This window comes from Mycobacterium kyorinense (genome assembly GCF_002101735.1).
GTDB classification, from domain to species: Bacteria; Actinomycetota; Actinomycetes; order Mycobacteriales; family Mycobacteriaceae; genus Mycobacterium; species Mycobacterium kyorinense.
Genome location: NZ_LQPE01000034.1, coordinates 24,680 through 39,881 on the forward strand (window position 1 = coordinate 24,680; position 15,202 = coordinate 39,881).

General features: G+C 66.4%; 13 protein-coding genes. 10 read left to right on the plus strand and 3 right to left on the minus strand.

The genetic code is table 11. The features are described from left to right. Positions 1–15: 15 nt before the first annotated feature. The 3 genes from AWC14_RS06215 to AWC14_RS06225 all read right to left on the minus strand — a co-directional run bounded on the left by AWC14_RS06215 (position 16) and on the right by AWC14_RS06225 (position 2,665). On the minus strand, positions 16–1,110 hold the full coding sequence (locus AWC14_RS06215; protein WP_045375635.1) for an inositol-3-phosphate synthase: 1,095 nt from the start codon (positions 1,108–1,110) through the stop codon (positions 16–18). A gap of 48 nt (positions 1,111–1,158) precedes the next feature. Beyond that, positions 1,159–1,701: a PadR family transcriptional regulator gene (locus tag AWC14_RS06220; protein WP_045375637.1), complete on the minus strand. Its 543-nt coding sequence runs from the start codon at positions 1,699–1,701 to the stop codon at positions 1,159–1,161. A gap of 118 nt (positions 1,702–1,819) precedes the next feature. Further along, entirely contained in the window at positions 1,820–2,665 is an 846-nt protein-coding gene (locus tag AWC14_RS06225) for a DUF1707 SHOCT-like domain-containing protein (RefSeq protein ID WP_081968029.1), read from the minus strand. Positions 2,666–2,773: 108 nt separating this feature from the next. Here AWC14_RS06225 and AWC14_RS06230 point away from each other — a divergent pair, with 108 nt between their 5' ends. From AWC14_RS06230 to AWC14_RS06275, 10 genes are all read left to right on the plus strand, one after another. Continuing rightward, complete coding sequence (locus AWC14_RS06230; protein ID WP_045375639.1) at positions 2,774–3,955, plus strand: LLM class flavin-dependent oxidoreductase; 1,182 nt, start codon at positions 2,774–2,776, stop codon at positions 3,953–3,955. A 103-nt stretch (positions 3,956–4,058) separates the two neighbouring features. After that, complete coding sequence (locus AWC14_RS06235) at positions 4,059–4,493, plus strand: DUF5318 family protein (RefSeq protein WP_045375640.1); 435 nt, start codon at positions 4,059–4,061, stop codon at positions 4,491–4,493. Then, complete coding sequence (locus tag AWC14_RS06240) at positions 4,486–7,044, plus strand: transglycosylase domain-containing protein (protein ID WP_142281572.1); 2,559 nt, start codon at positions 4,486–4,488, stop codon at positions 7,042–7,044. The genes AWC14_RS06235 and AWC14_RS06240 overlap by 8 nt, the downstream gene beginning before the upstream one ends. Then, entirely contained in the window at positions 7,041–8,642 is a 1,602-nt protein-coding gene (locus tag AWC14_RS06245) for a glycosyltransferase family 87 protein (RefSeq protein ID WP_057003105.1), read from the plus strand. The genes AWC14_RS06240 and AWC14_RS06245 overlap by 4 nt, the downstream gene beginning before the upstream one ends. A gap of 85 nt (positions 8,643–8,727) precedes the next feature. Then, positions 8,728–9,018 carry a 30S ribosomal protein S6 gene (gene rpsF / locus AWC14_RS06250; protein WP_045375644.1) on the plus strand — a complete coding sequence of 97 codons (291 nt, stop codon included), beginning with the start codon at positions 8,728–8,730 and terminating at the stop codon, positions 9,016–9,018. A gap of 131 nt (positions 9,019–9,149) precedes the next feature. Then, positions 9,150–9,668: a single-stranded DNA-binding protein gene (locus AWC14_RS06255; RefSeq protein ID WP_045375646.1), complete on the plus strand. Its 519-nt coding sequence runs from the start codon at positions 9,150–9,152 to the stop codon at positions 9,666–9,668. A gap of 30 nt (positions 9,669–9,698) precedes the next feature. After that, a complete protein-coding gene (gene rpsR / locus AWC14_RS06260) occupies positions 9,699–9,953 on the plus strand; it encodes a 30S ribosomal protein S18 (protein WP_045375648.1) in 255 nt (84 codons plus the stop codon). Positions 9,954–9,977: 24 nt separating this feature from the next. Next, a complete protein-coding gene (gene rplI, locus AWC14_RS06265; RefSeq protein ID WP_045375650.1) occupies positions 9,978–10,436 on the plus strand; it encodes a 50S ribosomal protein L9 in 459 nt (152 codons plus the stop codon). A gap of 451 nt (positions 10,437–10,887) precedes the next feature. Next, the gene (locus tag AWC14_RS06270) at positions 10,888–13,965 is read left to right on the plus strand and encodes a replicative DNA helicase (RefSeq protein ID WP_085241017.1); all 3,078 of its coding nucleotides are present in this window, start codon (positions 10,888–10,890) and stop codon (positions 13,963–13,965) included. A 122-nt stretch (positions 13,966–14,087) separates the two neighbouring features. Then, positions 14,088–15,113, plus strand: coding sequence for a hypothetical protein (locus AWC14_RS06275; RefSeq protein ID WP_045375654.1), 1,026 nt, complete (start codon positions 14,088–14,090; stop codon positions 15,111–15,113). The last annotated feature ends 89 nt before the right edge of the window (positions 15,114–15,202 follow it).

A 15,202-nucleotide genomic window follows, 5' to 3' on the forward strand; every position in this document is an offset into this window, starting at 1 on the left:
GATTACCGCGCCGAACTAGCCGATGATGAACTGCTCGAGCTGGGCGCGCGCGATGTCGTCGGGCAGCTGCTGCGGCGGGCTCTTCATCAGGTACGCCGACGCCGCCACCACCGGGCCGCCGATGCCGCGGTCCTTGGCGATCTTGGCCGCCCGGATCGCGTCGATGATCACGCCCGCCGAGTTCGGCGAGTCCCACACCTCGAGCTTGTACTCCAGGTTCAGCGGCACGTCGCCGAAGGCCCGGCCTTCCAGCCGCACGTAGGCCCACTTGCGGTCGTCGAGCCAGCCGACGTGGTCGGACGGGCCGATGTGCACGTCTTTGGTCTTGAACTCGCGCTGCACGTTGGAGGTGACGGCCTGGGTCTTGGAGATCTTCTTCGACTCCAGCCGCTCACGCTCGAGCATGTTGAGGAAGTCCATGTTGCCGCCGACGTTGAGCTGCATGGTGCGGTCGAGTTGCACGCCGCGGTCCTCGAACAGCTTGGCCATCACCCGGTGGGTGATCGTCGCACCGACCTGGCTCTTGATGTCGTCGCCGACGATCGGCACCCCGGCGTCGGTGAACTTCTTCGCCCAAACCGGGTCCGAGGCGATGAATACCGGCAGCGCGTTGACGAACGCCACGCCGGCGTCCAGCGCGCACTGCGCGTAGAACTTGTCGGCCTCTTCCGAGCCCACCGGCAGGTAGGAGACCAGCACGTCGACCTCGGCGTCGCGCAGCACCTTGACCACGTCGACGGCCTCGACGTCGGACACCTCGATGGTGTCGGCGTAGTACTTGCCGATGCCGTCCAGAGTCGGTCCGCGCTGCACGGTCACGTTGGTGGGCGGCACGTCGGCGATCTTGATGGTGTTGTTCTCCGACGCGAAAATCGCCTCGGACAGATCGAAGCCGACCTTCTTGGCGTCCACGTCGAACGCGGCGACGAACTTGACGTCGCGGACGTGGTACGGCCCGAACCGCACGTGCATCAAGCCGGGGACTGTCGCCGTCTCGTCGGCGTTCTGGTAGTACTCGACGCCCTGAACCAGCGAGGACGCGCAGTTGCCGACGCCGACGATGGCGACCCGGATTTCCGTCGACGCCTCTGCCGCGGTGTGCTCAGTCATAGGGGCGTTCTCCTTACTTCTACCTGTGTCGTGCGTTGCTTGGATTGGTTAGGACTGCTCGGCGCGGCGTTGCGCCACGCGTTCGGCCGTGATCAGCTCGTTGAGCCACTTGACTTCACGTTCGCTCGACTCCAGCCCCAGTTGATGCAGCTGGCGGGTGTAGCGATCGAGCGAGTTGCTGGCCCGCGCCACTGCTTCACGCAGGCCCTCGCGGCGCTCCTCGACCTGGCGGCGACGGCCTTCCAGGATGCGCATCCGCGCCTCGGCCGGAGTGCGGTTGAAGAACGCCAAGTGCACACCGAACCCGTCATCGGTGTAGTTCTGCGGGCCGGTGTCGGCGACCAGCTCGGAAAAGCGCTGGCGGCCGGCGTCGGTCAGCTGGTACACCCGCCGGGCCCGGCGCACCGGGGTCCCGGCCGGCGCGGCGTCCTCGGCGATCAGCCCGTCGGCCTGCATCCGGCGCAGCGCCGGGTACAGCGAGCCGTACGAAAACGCCCGAAACGCGCCGAGCAGGCCGGTCAGTCGTTTGCGCAGTTCGTAGCCATGCATGGGCGACTCGAGCAGGAGTCCGAGGATGGCGAGCTCCAGCATCGAGTCACCTCCTTTGCTCGGCCGTGAGGACGTTTTCATATCGGGCGACAGCCTCGGGACATAGTATCGCCCCGATATATTTGGCACCACACCCGGCATTCGCCCGCTGTTCAGGCGTTCAGGAGGGATAGTTCACCCGGCTGACGGTTCCGTCGCCGGCGAACTGGATGTAGCCGCTGCCGTAGTCGCTGGAGACATACACCGACAGCGATACCGCTGCGGGCGCGGCCGGGTCGCGCGACGGCTCCACGATCAGATACGTGGTCTTGACGTCGGAGGGCTTGATGCCCAGCGTCTCGGGCGCCCCGCGCAGGATGCCGACCGTCGCCTTCGGGTCGAAGTTGCCGAGGTCGACCAGGGTGGCGTCACTGCTCTTGGGCGAGCTGTTCGGGTCGCCCCACCCGCCGCGGTAGGTGTAGCTCAGCGCCCGGCGATCCTCCTTGGGATCGGCGCGCTCCATGACTGCGTAGTCGGGGTAGATCACCAGCCGGTAGCCCATGGTGTCGCCGAATTTCTTGCGGGCCTGCTCCAGCAGCCCGGTCAGCCCGCCCAGCGACTGCAGTTGGCGCGGCGGGGTCAGCACCACCGGTGCGACGCCGTCAGGCTTGGCCCCGGGGTCGGAGGTGAAACTCAGCGGCGAGCTGGTGTGGCCGTAGAGCCCCCACCCGATGCCGACGCCGAGCAGCACCGCCACCACGAGGGCAGCCGCCGCGATGCCGGCGCCGCCGAATCGGGGCGGGGTCGTGTTCAGCGACGGCAGCTGCACCGGGGCGCTGGCGGTCTGCAGGTCGGCGACCAGGGCGTGCAGATCGCCGAGGGTGACGGCGCTGGTGGCCGCGCTGACCCGTTCGCGGTGCTCCTCCATCGACAGCTGGCCTTCTTCGAGGGCCCCGTCGAGAATCCGGCAGGTATCTTGCCGGTCGCTGTCTTTGGCCCGGGTCGCCGTCGTTTGCCGCGTCGCCACGGCGATGATCGTAGAAGGCGCTGCTCGCGGCGATCGGGGAACCGCAGTTCTAATCACGGTGGGCCTAAGCCTTTTCGCGACGCCGACCGTCGGGCATAAGTGAATAGCGTGTCAATACATCTGCATTGGTTTCTTCCCACGTACGGAGACTCCCGCAATCTGATCGCCGGCGGGCATGGCAGCACCATGCGCGGCGACCGGCCGGCCGATTTGCGGTATTTGATCCAGCTCGCGCAGGCCGCCGAGGTCAACGGCTTCGAGGCTGTCCTCACGCCGACCGGTCAATGGTGCGAAGACGCCTGGCTTTCCACGGCGATGCTGCTCGACGCCACCGAGTCGCTGAAATTCCTGGTTGCGCTGCGCCCGGGGCTGATCAGCCCGACGCTGGCGGCGCAGATGGCGGCCACCTTTCAGTGGCAGTCGCAGGGCCGGCTGCTGCTCAACGTGGTCACCGGCGGCGAGAGCATCGAGCAGCGGGCGTTCGGCGACTTCCTGACAAAAGAGGCCCGATACGACCGGTGTGCGGAGTTTCTCGCCATCGTTCGCCGGCTGTGGACCTCCGAGGAGCCGGTGACCTTCACCGGAGAACATCTGCGGGTCGAGCAGGCGTCGCTGGCACGGCGTCCCGAGCCGCTGCCGGCCGTCTTCTTCGGCGGCTCGTCGGCGGAGGCCGGCCAGGTCGCGGCCAGGTTCGCCGACACCTACCTGACTTGGGGTGAGCCGCCCGAGCAGGTCAGCGAGAAGCTGGACCGGATCCGGGGCCTGGCGTCGGCGCAGGGGCGGGAGCTGTGCTACGGAATCCGGCTGCACGTCATCTCCCGGGACACCAGCGAACAGGCCTGGGCGGAGGCAAACCGGCTGCTGTCCGGGTTGGACCCGCACACCGTCGCGGCCGCGCAGCGCTCGCTGGCCCGGTCGGAGTCCGAGGGCCAGCAGCGGATGCGCCAATTGCACGGTGGCGGAGGCGATTTCGCCGTCGGCGCCGACGCCCGCAGTCTGGAAATCTATCCCAACCTGTGGTCCGGGGTGGGGTTGGTTCGCGGCGGCGCGGGCACGGCGCTGGTCGGTTCTCACCAAGATGTCGCCGACCGGATCGCCGAGTACGCCGCGCTGGGCCTGCAACACTTCATCCTGTCCGGCTATCCGCATCTCGAGGAGGCATACACCTTCGGCGAGGGCGTGCGGCCGCTGCTGGCGAAGGGTGGGTTGCTGGAGGACCACGCGGCGACGCCCGCCGAGCCCGTCCGGTCGGCGTTCCTGAGCGAGCTTCCAGAGGTGAGTGCCTCCTAGCGCCGTGGTCAGTGTGGCCGCGACCGCGCCGCTGAAACCGAACTGAGCGACGGCACACCGGGCAAGCTCTCGGCAACGGCGATCCGCACGTACTCTGGTCAACGTGCGACTGCAGCGACAGGTAGTGGATTACGCGCTTCGGCGCCGCTCACTGCTGGCCGAGGTGTACTCGGGCAGAACCGGGGTGTCCGAAGTGTGTGACGCCAATCCCTACCTGCTGCGCGCCGCGAAATTCCACGGCAAGCCCAGCCCGGTGATGTGCCCGATCTGCCGCAAAGAGCAGCTCACGCTGGTGTCGTGGGTGTTCGGCGACCACTTGGGTGCGGTATCGGGATCGGCGCGCACCGCCGAGGAGCTGGTGATGCTGGCATCTCGTTACGAGGAGTTCTCGGTGCACGTGGTGGAGGTATGCCGGACTTGCAGCTGGAATCACCTGGTCAAGTCGTATGTGCTCGGCGCGGCACGCCCGGCCCGCCCGCCACGAGGCACGCGCAGCACGCGGACGGCGCGCAACGGCGCCCGCACGGCCAGTGAATAACGAAGGGCCACAAGACCGTTCGGCCAGCGACGTCCCGAACGGGTCACGGTCCGACGGCGAGTCGACGCGCAAGTCCGGCGGCGACAACGGCGTCGGGCCGCGCCCCGCATCCGGCCCGCCGCGCCATCGTCGTCCGGTCCCGCCCGACGACCGGTTGACCACCGTCCTGCCGCCGGTCGTCGACGAGCGACGGCTGCGGGATCCGGTGGAGCAGGTCAAGGCCGCGCTGGATGGAACGCCGCCCCCACCGCCACCGCCCCGGCGCCACAGCCGTGACCCGGTCGAGCAGGTCAAGGCCGCGCTGGATAGCACGCCACCGCCCAGGCGCCGGGACCGCGAACTGGGGCTGGGCGGAGGGCCGCCGGGCGGAGGCCCGCCAGGTCCGCCGCCGCGTAAGCCTGGCCAACCGAACTGGGATTGGCTGCGCCAACTGGACTGGAGCTGGCTGCGCCGGATCAACTGGTTGTGGGTGCGCCGGGGCCTCTATGTGGCCGCGGTGGTGCTCCTGCTGTTGCCGATCGTCACGTTCGCGATGGCCTACTTCATCGTCGACGTGCCCAAGCCGGGCGACATCCGCACCAACCAGGTGTCGACGATCCTGGCCAGCGACGGCACCGAGTTGGCGAAAATCGTTCCGCCCGAAGGCAACCGGGTCGACGTGAACATCAACCAGGTGCCGGTGCATGTGCGCCAGGCGGTGCTGGCCGCCGAGGACCGCAACTTCTACTCGAATCCGGGGTTCTCGCTGACCGGTTTCGCGCGGGCGGTGAAGAACAACATCTTCGGCGGCGACACGCAGGGCGGGTCGACGATCACCCAGCAATACGTCAAGAATGCGTTGGTGGGCGCGCAGCGCGCCGGGGTGGGTGGCCTGATCCGCAAGGCCAAAGAACTCGTCGTCGCCACCAAGATGTCGGGCCAGTGGTCCAAAGACGATGTGTTGCAGGCATATTTGAACATCATCTACTTCGGCCGCGGCGCCTACGGTATTTCCGCGGCGGCCAAGGCGTACTTCGACAAACCCGTCGAGCAGCTCACCGTCGCCGAAGGCGCACTGCTGGCCGCGTTGATCCAGCGGCCGTCGACGCTGGATCCCGCCGTCGACCTCGACGGCGCCAAGGAGCGCTGGAACTGGGTGCTCGACGGCATGGTCGAGACCGGGGCGCTGGCGCCGAAGGACCGTGCGGCACAGCAGTTTCCGCCGACGCTACCGCCGGATGCGGCCCGGGCGCAGAACCAGACCACCGGGCCCAACGGGTTGATCGAGCGGCAGGTGACCAAGGAACTGCTCGACCTGTTCAACATCGACGAGCAGACCCTCAACACGCAGGGCCTGCAGGTCACCACCACGATCGATATGCAGGCCCAACGGGCCGCCGAGAAGGCCGTGTCGACGTATATGGAGGGACAAAACCCCGACATGCGGGCCGCGGTGGTATCGATCGACCCGCACACCGGCGGGGTCAAGGCGTACTACGGCGGCTCGGATGCCAACGGTTTCGACTTCGCTCAGGCCGGGCTGCAGACCGGGTCGTCGTTCAAGGTGTTCGCGTTGGTGGCCGCGCTCGAGCAGGGCATCGGCCTGGGCTATCAGGTGGACAGTTCTCCGCTGACCGTCAACGGCATCAAGATCGGCAACGTCGAGGGCGAAAGCTGCGGAACCTGCAACATCGCCGAGGCGCTCAAGCGTTCGCTGAACACCTCCTACTACCGGCTGATGCTGAAGCTGAAAAACGGCCCCGAGGACGTCGCCCAGGCCGCACACCAGGCCGGCATCGCCACCAGCTTTCCCGGCGTGCCGCACACCCTGTCCGAGGACGGGCAGGGCGGACCGCCCAAAAACGGAATCGTGTTGGGCCAGTATCAGACTCGCGTGATCGACATGGCTTCGGCGTATGCCACGCTGGCCGCCTCGGGCACCTACCACCCGCCGCATTTCGTGGAGAAGGTGGTCAACTCCGAGGGCCGGGTGCTCTTCGACGCGGCCACCCAGGACAACTCCGGTGAGCAGCGCATCGACAAGGCCGTCGCCGACAACGTCACCTCGGCGATGCAGCCGATTGCCGGCTACTCACGCGGCCACAGCCTGGCCGGCGGGCGGCCGTCCGCGGCCAAGACGGGCACCACGCAGCTCGGCGATACGGACGCCAACAAGGACGCCTGGATGGTCGGGTACACGCCGTCGTTGTCGACGGCGGTGTGGGTCGGCACCGTGCAGGGCGACCAGCCGCTGGTGAACAAGTGGGGCGGCCCGGTGTATGGCTCGGGCCTGCCGTCGGACATCTGGAAAGCGACCATGGACGGCGCGCTCAAGGGCACCAACAACGAATCGTTCCCGAAGCCCACCGAGATCGGCGGATACGCCGGTGTGCCGGCCGCGCCGCCGCCGCCACCGCCGCCGCCGCAGGTGACCGTCATCCAGCCCACAATTGAAGTGGCGCCGGGCATTACGATCCCGGTCGGGCCGCCGACCACCGTGCCCGTGGGGCCGGGACCGCCACCGTCGCCGCCGGGCGCACCGGAGGCTCCGGCAGCACCGCCGCCGCCGTGACGGGCGACACCGTTTCGCCGCGGCAGTTGGCTACCGACCTGCGCTCCGCCGACGATCGCGATTGCCCCAGCCGCACAGACTTTTTGGGCTCGGCGATGTCGGGCGTCATCGGCGGTCCGGTGGGCCGCCACGCGCTGATCGGCCGGGCCAGGTTCTGGACCCCGCTGCGGGTGATGTTCGCGATCGCGCTGGTGTTCCTGGCGTTGGGCTGGTCGACGAAAGCGCCGTGCCTGGTAAGCACGGGAACAGGCCCCGGCGATCAGCGGGTGGCCAACTGGGGCAATCAGCGCGCCTACTACGAGTTGTGCTACTCGGACACCGTGCCGCTCTACGGCGCAGAGTTGTTGAGCCAGGGCAAGTTTCCGTACAAGTCCAGCTGGGTCGAAACCGATTCCAGCGGCAAGCCGCAGATCCGCTACGACGGCCAGCCTGCGGTGCGCTACATGGAGTATCCGGTGCTGACCGGCGTCTACCAGTACGTGTCGATGGCGCTGGCCAAGACCTACACCGCGGTGAGCAAGCTGATCCCGCTGCCGGTGATCGCCGAGGTGGTGGTGTTTTTCGACGTCGCCGCGTTCGGTTTGGCGCTGGCCTGGCTGGCGACCGTGTGGGCCACCGCGAATCTGGCGGGCCGACGGGTGTGGGATGCAGCGCTGGTGGCCGCGTCCCCGCTGCTGATATTTCAGGCGTTCACCAATTTCGACGCGCTGGCAACGGCTTTGGCGACGGGCGGGCTGCTGGCCTGGGCGCGCCGACGGCCGGTGCTGGCCGGTGTGCTGATCGGCTTGGGTGTCGCCGCCAAGCTGTATCCGGTGTTGCTGCTAGGGCCGCTGCTGGTGCTGGGCATCCGGACAGGACGCCTGCGTGAGCTGGCCCGCACCGCCGCGGCGACGGCGGCAACGTGGCTTTTGGTCAACCTGCCGGTGATGGTGCTGTTTCCGCGCGGCTGGTCGGAGTTCTTCCGGCTCAACACCCGCCGCGGCGACGACATGGATTCGCTGTACAACGTGGCCAAGTCGTTCACCGGCTGGCGGGGATTCGATCCGTCGCTGGGCTTTTGGCAGCCGCCGACGGTGCTGAACACCGTCGTCACCGTGCTGTTCGTATCCTGTTGTGCCGCAATCGGTTACATCACGCTGACCGCTCCGCAGCGGCCGCGGGTGGCGCAGCTCGCGTTCCTGGTGGTGGCGGCCTTCCTGTTGACCAACAAGGTGTGGAGCCCGCAGTTCTCGCTGTGGCTGGTGCCGCTGGCCGTGTTGGCGTTGCCGCACCGCCGGGTCTTGTTGGGGTGGATGACAATCGACGCGCTGGTGTGGGTGCCGCGGATGTACTACCTCTACAGCACGCCCAACCGCGGGCTGCCCGAGCAGTGGTTCACTTCGGCGGTGCTGCTGCGCGACCTGGCGGTGGTGGGGTTGTGTGTGCTGGTGGTCCGCGAGATCTATCGCCCCGAGGAGGACCTGGTCCGCTGGGGTGGGCGGGTGGACGACCCGACCGGCGGGGTGTTCGACGGTGCCGCCGACGCGCCGCCCGCCTGGCTGCCGGGGTGGCTGCGTCCGCGCACTACCGATTTCCCACGCTCAACCGTCGTCCGGTAACCTGATCCGGTTGCCGACGCAGGCGACCCTCCTGCCACGGAAAAGACCGTGGCCGCACACGACCATAGGAGGTGATGAGGTTCCCATGCGTCCATACGAAATCATGGTCATCCTTGACCCCACCCTCGACGAGCGCACCGTAGCTCCCTCGTTGGAGGCCTTTCTCAATGTCGTCCGCAAGGACGGCGGAACGGTGGAGAAGGTCGACATCTGGGGTCGGCGCCGACTGGCCTACGAAATCGCCAAGCATGCCGAGGGCATCTACGCGGTGATCGACGTCAAGGCCGCGCCGGCGACGGTGTCCGAGCTCGACCGTCAGCTGTCCCTGAACGAGTCCGTGTTGCGCACCAAGGTGATGCGCACCGACAAGCACTAGTGGCGATCGCCAGCGCGGCGAAGCCGGGCGCAGCGGGTCGCCACCGACAAGCACTAGCCTGTGGGCGAACGGCCGCGGCGCGTCGGAGCCGTTGCGTAGGCTCAGCCCAATGCCAATCCCAGGAGGAGCTAATGGCTGGTGACACCACCATCACCGTCGTCGGAAACCTGACCGCTGACCCCGAGCTGCGGTTCACCCCGTCCGGTGCTGCCGTGGCGAACTTCACCGTGGCCTCCACACCGCGCATCTACGACCGCCAGAGCGGGGAATGGAAGGACGGCGAGGCGCTGTTCCTGCGGTGCAACATCTGGCGTGAGGCCGCCGAGAATGTGGCCGAAAGCCTGACCCGCGGATCGCGGGTGATCGTGCAGGGCCGGCTCAAGCAGCGCTCGTTCGAAACCCGCGAGGGCGAGAAGCGCACCGTGGTCGAGGTCGAGGTCGACGAGATCGGCCCGTCGCTGCGCTACGCCACCGCCAAGGTCAACAAGGCCAGCCGCAGCGGCGGCGGAGGCGGCGGCTTCGGCGGAGGCGGTGGCGGAGGTTCGCGGCAGCCGGCGGCACCGGCCGCGGGCGCCACGGGCGACGACCCGTGGGGTAGCGCTCCGGCCTCGGGCTCGTTCGGCGGCGGCGACGACGAACCACCCTTCTAGTACTCGAAAGATAGAACGAAAGAGACAGACATGGCCAAGAGCAACAAGCGGCGACCGGCACCGGAGAAGCCGGTCAAGACACGCAAGTGCGTGTTCTGCGCCAAGAAGGATCAAGTGATCGACTACAAGGACACCGCGCTGTTGCGCACCTACATCAGTGAGCGCGGCAAGATCCGGGCGCGCCGGGTCACCGGCAACTGCGTGCAGCACCAGCGCGACATCGCCCTGGCGGTCAAGAATGCCCGCGAGGTGGCGCTGCTGCCCTTCACCTCCTCGGCGCGCTAGACCCAGAACGGAAAGCACACAACGATGAAGCTAATTTTGACTGCCGAGGTCGACCACCTCGGTTCCGTCGGCGACACCGTCGAGGTCAAAGACGGATACGGCCGCAACTACCTGCTGCCGCGCGGACTGGCGATCGTCGCGTCCCGCGGCGCGCAGAAGCAGGCCGACGACATCCGTCGCGCCCGGGAAACCAAGCAGGTCCGCGACCTCGACCACGCCAACGAGATCAAGGCGGCGCTCGAGGCGCTGGGCCCGGTGTCGCTGCCGGTCAAGACGGCGGGGGACACCGGCAAGCTGTTCGGCTCGGTGACCGCCGGTGACGTCGTCGCCGCTATCAAGAAGGCGGGCGGGCCCAACCTGGACAAGCGCATTCTGCGGCTGCCCAAGGCGCACATCAAATCCGTCGGCAGCCACCCCGTCACGGTGCACCTGCATCCCGACGTCAACGTCGAGATCGCGCTGGACGTCGTCGCGGAGAGCTAGACCCACTTCCACGCACCCCGGCGGCAGCTATGCCGCCGGGGTTGTCGTGTTGGCTGGCGAACTTTTCGGCGCGCCGCCCGCGCTGTGAACGTAACCGTCTGTTAACGCCCGGCACGGGTAGCCGATACGCAACACGCCCGAAACGGCAACCTGCCACGACACGCCGAAGCGATTCTCATCCACACAAACTGCACGCTGTTGTGGTGCGCTTATCTGCAGAAATGCGGTAACCCTCGACAGTGCTCCACAGGTTTTCCACACCCGCCTCAACACAGGGGCCGACGGATATGCACACCCGATGCACAGCTTCATGAACAACACCGTTTGGAAGCCTTGCCAGCAACCTTTAGCGTCAACCCGTCGCGAGGCGGTGTCGGTGGCTTGACTTAACGTCGAATCACCAGATCTCGAATGAACGTTCGAGCGATGTGCCGAGGGAGGTGGGGAGCTCATGGCGGTCGTCGACGACCTCGGTCAGCCGGGCATGGACACCCCCAGCGAAGACTTCGGCCGCCAACCGCCGCAGGACCTCGCCGCCGAGCAGTCGGTGCTGGGCGGGATGCTGCTCTCCAAGGACGCCATCGCCGACGTGCTGGAGCGGCTGCGGCCCGGTGACTTCTACCGCCCCGCGCATCAGAACATCTACGACGCCATCCTGGACCTGTATGGCCGCGGTGAGCCGGCCGACGCGGTGACGGTGGCGGCCGAGCTGGATCGGCGCGGTTTGCTGCGCCGGATCGGCGGCGCGCCCTACCTGCACGACCTGATCTCGACCGTGCCCACGGCCGCCAACGCCGGCTACTACGCGAGCATCGTCGCGGAGAAGGCGCTGTTGCGGCGGCTGGTCGAGGCGGGCACCCGGGTGGTGCAGTACGGCTATGCAGGCGCGGAGGGCGCCGATGTCGCCGAGGTGGTGGACCGGGCCCAGGCCGAGATCTACGACGTGACCGATCGGCGTCTGTCCGAGGATTTCGTCCCGCTGGAGGATCTGCTGCAGCCCACGATGGACGAGATCGACGCGATCGCGTCCAACGGCGGGGTGGCGCGCGGGGTGCCGACCGGGTTCACCGAACTCGACGAGGTGACCAATGGGCTGCATCCCGGGCAGATGATCATCATCGCGGCCCGGCCCGGTGTGGGGAAGGCGCTGGCGCTCAACACCCCGCTGTCGACCCCGACCGGCTGGACCACGATGGGCGACGTCGCTGTCGGTGATGTGTTGCTGGGCGCCGACGGGCAGCCGACCCGGGTGGTGGCGGCCACCGAGGTCATGCTGGAGCGGCCCTGCTACGAGGTCGAGTTCTCCGACGGCACGGCCATCGTCGCCGACGCCGATCACCAGTGGCCGACGGGTTACGGGATCCGCACCACGGCCCAATTGCGTTGTGGTCTGGACACAATCGCCGGTGCGGGCTCGATCGGGCGGTACGCAGAGGGCGGCGCGACGCTGATGGCGCCGGTGTTGCAGCTGGACGCGGTGCGACGGGTGCGCAGCGTTCCGGTGCGCTGTGTTCAGGTCGACAACGCCGCGCAGCTGTATCTGGCCGGCCGCGGGATGGTGCCGACGCACAACTCCACGCTCGGGCTGGATTTCATGCGGTCCTGCTCGATCAAGCACCGGATGGCCAGCGTCATCTTCTCGCTGGAGATGAGCAAGTCCGAGATCGTGATGCGGCTGTTGTCGGCCGAGGCGAAAATCAAGCTGTCCGATATGCGGTCGGGCCGGATGAGCGACGACGACTGGACGCGGCTGGCGCGGCGGATGAGCGAAATCAGCGAGGCGCCACTGTATATCGACGACTCGCCGAACCTGACCATGATGGAGATCCGCGCCAAGGCGCGGCGGTTGCGCCAAAAAGCCGATCTGCGACTGATCGTGGTGGACTACCTGCAGCTGATGACCTCGGGAAAGAAGTTCGAGTCACGTCAGGTCGAGGTCTCCGAATTCTCCCGGCATTTAAAGCTTTTGGCCAAGGAGCTCGAGGTTCCGGTGATCGCGATCAGCCAGCTCAACCGCGGGCCGGAGCAGCGCACGGACAAGAAGCCGATGCTCGCGGACCTTCGCGAGTCGGGCTGCCTCACCGCGAACACCCGAATCCTGCGGGCCGATACCGGCTCTGAGGTGACATTCGGTGAGCTGATGCGCACGGGTGAGCGGCCGCTGGTGTGGTCGCTCGATGAGCGGCTGCGGATGGTGGCCCGGCCGATGACCAACGTGTTCCCAAGTGGGCGCAAGGAGGTGTTCCGGCTTCGGCTGGCCTCGGGGCGCGAGGTCGAGGCGACGGCCAACCATCCGTTCATGACGCTCGACGGCTGGACGCCGCTGGGGGAGCTGAAGGTCGGCGATCGCCTTGCGGTACCACGGATGGTCCCCGAACCCGTCGAGACGCAACGGATGGCCGATTCCGAGGTGGTCCTGCTCGCGCACATGATCGGCGACGGCTCGTTCGTGAAGAACCAGCCGATCCGGTATGCCTCGGTCGACGAGGCCAACCTGGTTGCGGTGACGATTTCGGCGGCGCACTTCGGGGTGACAGCGATCCGCGATGAATACCCGGCGGCGCGGGTGACGACGCTGCGGCTCCCGGCACCGTATCACTTGACGCACCGGCGGCGTAACCCGATTGCCGGGTGGCTGGACGAGCTGGGATTATTTGGATTGCGCAGCCACGAAAAGTACGTGCCGCAACAGGTTTTCAAGCTGCCGAACGATCAAGTGGCGTTGTTCCTGCGCCACCTCTGGGCGACGGATGGTTCGGTGCGGTGGGACGACAAGCTCGGAATGGGGCGGATTTACTATGCGTCGACAAGCCGGCGTCTGGTTGATGACGTAGCCGCACTTCTGCTGAGGGTCGGCGTTTTCTCGCGCATCAAGCGCGTGCTGAAAGCCGGGTACCGCGACTCATGGCACCTGCACATCTACGGCGCTGAGAATCAGACGCGGTTCCTTCGACACGTCAGCGTACACGGCGTCAAAGCGGTTGCTGCACAGGAGGTCCTTGCCCAACTCGACGGGATCGTCCGCAACACCAACCTGGATACAGTCCCCAAAGAGGTCTGGGCACAGGTAAAGGCGTCGCTGATCAGCAGACAGATGACGCATCGGCAGTTCGCTGCCGCCATGGGTACCCAGTTCTGCGGATCCACCATGTGGAAGCACGCACCGAGCCGTTCCCGGTTGCACCGTGCCGCGGCATTGCTCGAAGACCGCGAGATTCACGCCTTGGCCGTAAACGATGTGTTCTGGGATCAGATCGTCGAGATTACGAGCCTTGGCGAGATGGATGTCTACGACGGAACCGTAAGTGACACACACAATTTCGTCGCAAACGGGATAAGCGCACACAATAGTTTGGAACAGGATAGCGACATGGTTATCCTGCTGCACCGACCGGATGCGTTTGAGCGTGACGACCCCCGTGGCGGTGAGGCCGACTTGATCATTGCCAAGCACCGCAATGGGCCGACGAAGACCGTGACGGTCGCGCACCAGCTGCATCTGTCAAGATTTGCCAATATGGCGCGGTAGTAGTAGTAGTAGTGATGACGACGCCGGAGCAGCCACGGGTGCTTGTAGATTCCCATCCCACATGGCGGAATTCCCATCTTTGACACACCGTATGTCGTATTGAGGGTGGCAGCATCGCTAGCGTGACGTACTCGTTTCACAACCGACTGGTACTGAGCGGCGCAGCCAGTGCAGGCCTGTTGGGGGAACCCAACCCGGAGACGGCCAACGTGGAAGTGACAAGCGTTGTTCTGGCCAATGACGGCCTGGATGGTGTGGTGGAGCTATGCGGTCCGGCCGAAGGCGAGCCGATACAAGGCGCACTGGAGCTTCGCCTTACGGGACGGGATTTTCCAACGTTCGAGGCGGCCCACAAGGCTGGTATTGCGTGGCGGAACCACCTCACAATCGCGTTCGCTCACTACTTGGTTGGCATCAAGATTGGATCCGCCGACGAGCCAGTTCACCAGGGCTTCGGCACGCCTTACTACCAGAGCCCTACGCAGCGCCGTTTGCGGGATGACCCAGGCCTGCTCGTGTTCGAAACCGATAAGCGAACTGGGTCAGGCGGATTGTTCGCTGAAGGCTATGTCATGCGGGGCTTGCATGGGTTGGTGAGCTATGCATTGCCCTGGATCATTAGTCGTAACTACGAGTTAAGTTCGCAGCAGTCGTTGGCATACGGGCTGGTGCACGCGGCGTACTTCGAGGACAACCCCGAAACGAGTTTCATCCTGTTAGTTACCGCGATTGAAGCGCTGTTGCCGCCGCGCGAAGCGGCTCCACACGATATTGCTGAAGCGATCGACGCGCTCAAGCAGAGTCTTAATGAGATGACCAACATCGATGACGATTTACGTCAAGACGTCGCGGAAGCGCTGGAGGACGACAAGTTCGACCCGATTGGGCGCAGAGCCCGCCAACTGGTCAGCTGCCTTGGGACAGAGCGCTTTGCCGGTCAGAAGCCGAAGGACTACTTCCACGGTCGCTACAAGGTACGCAGCGGCTTGGTGCACGGCAGCGTTGATCGCCTCACCGAATATCAACTCTCGAAAGAGGTACCCGAGCTGCGTCGCTTCGTCCTTGCTCTGCTGGGGGTCCTGGTGTTCGGGGAGCGGATGCCGGAACAGTGGACGGCAGAAAGCGTCCAACGTTCGCCGATGTACTGAAAGAAATCCGCGATGGCGGGCAGCCGGTCGGGCGGAACCGCCGTTCCGACAACGCCCCGGGATCCGACGACGCGCTCGGCGCGCTCGGA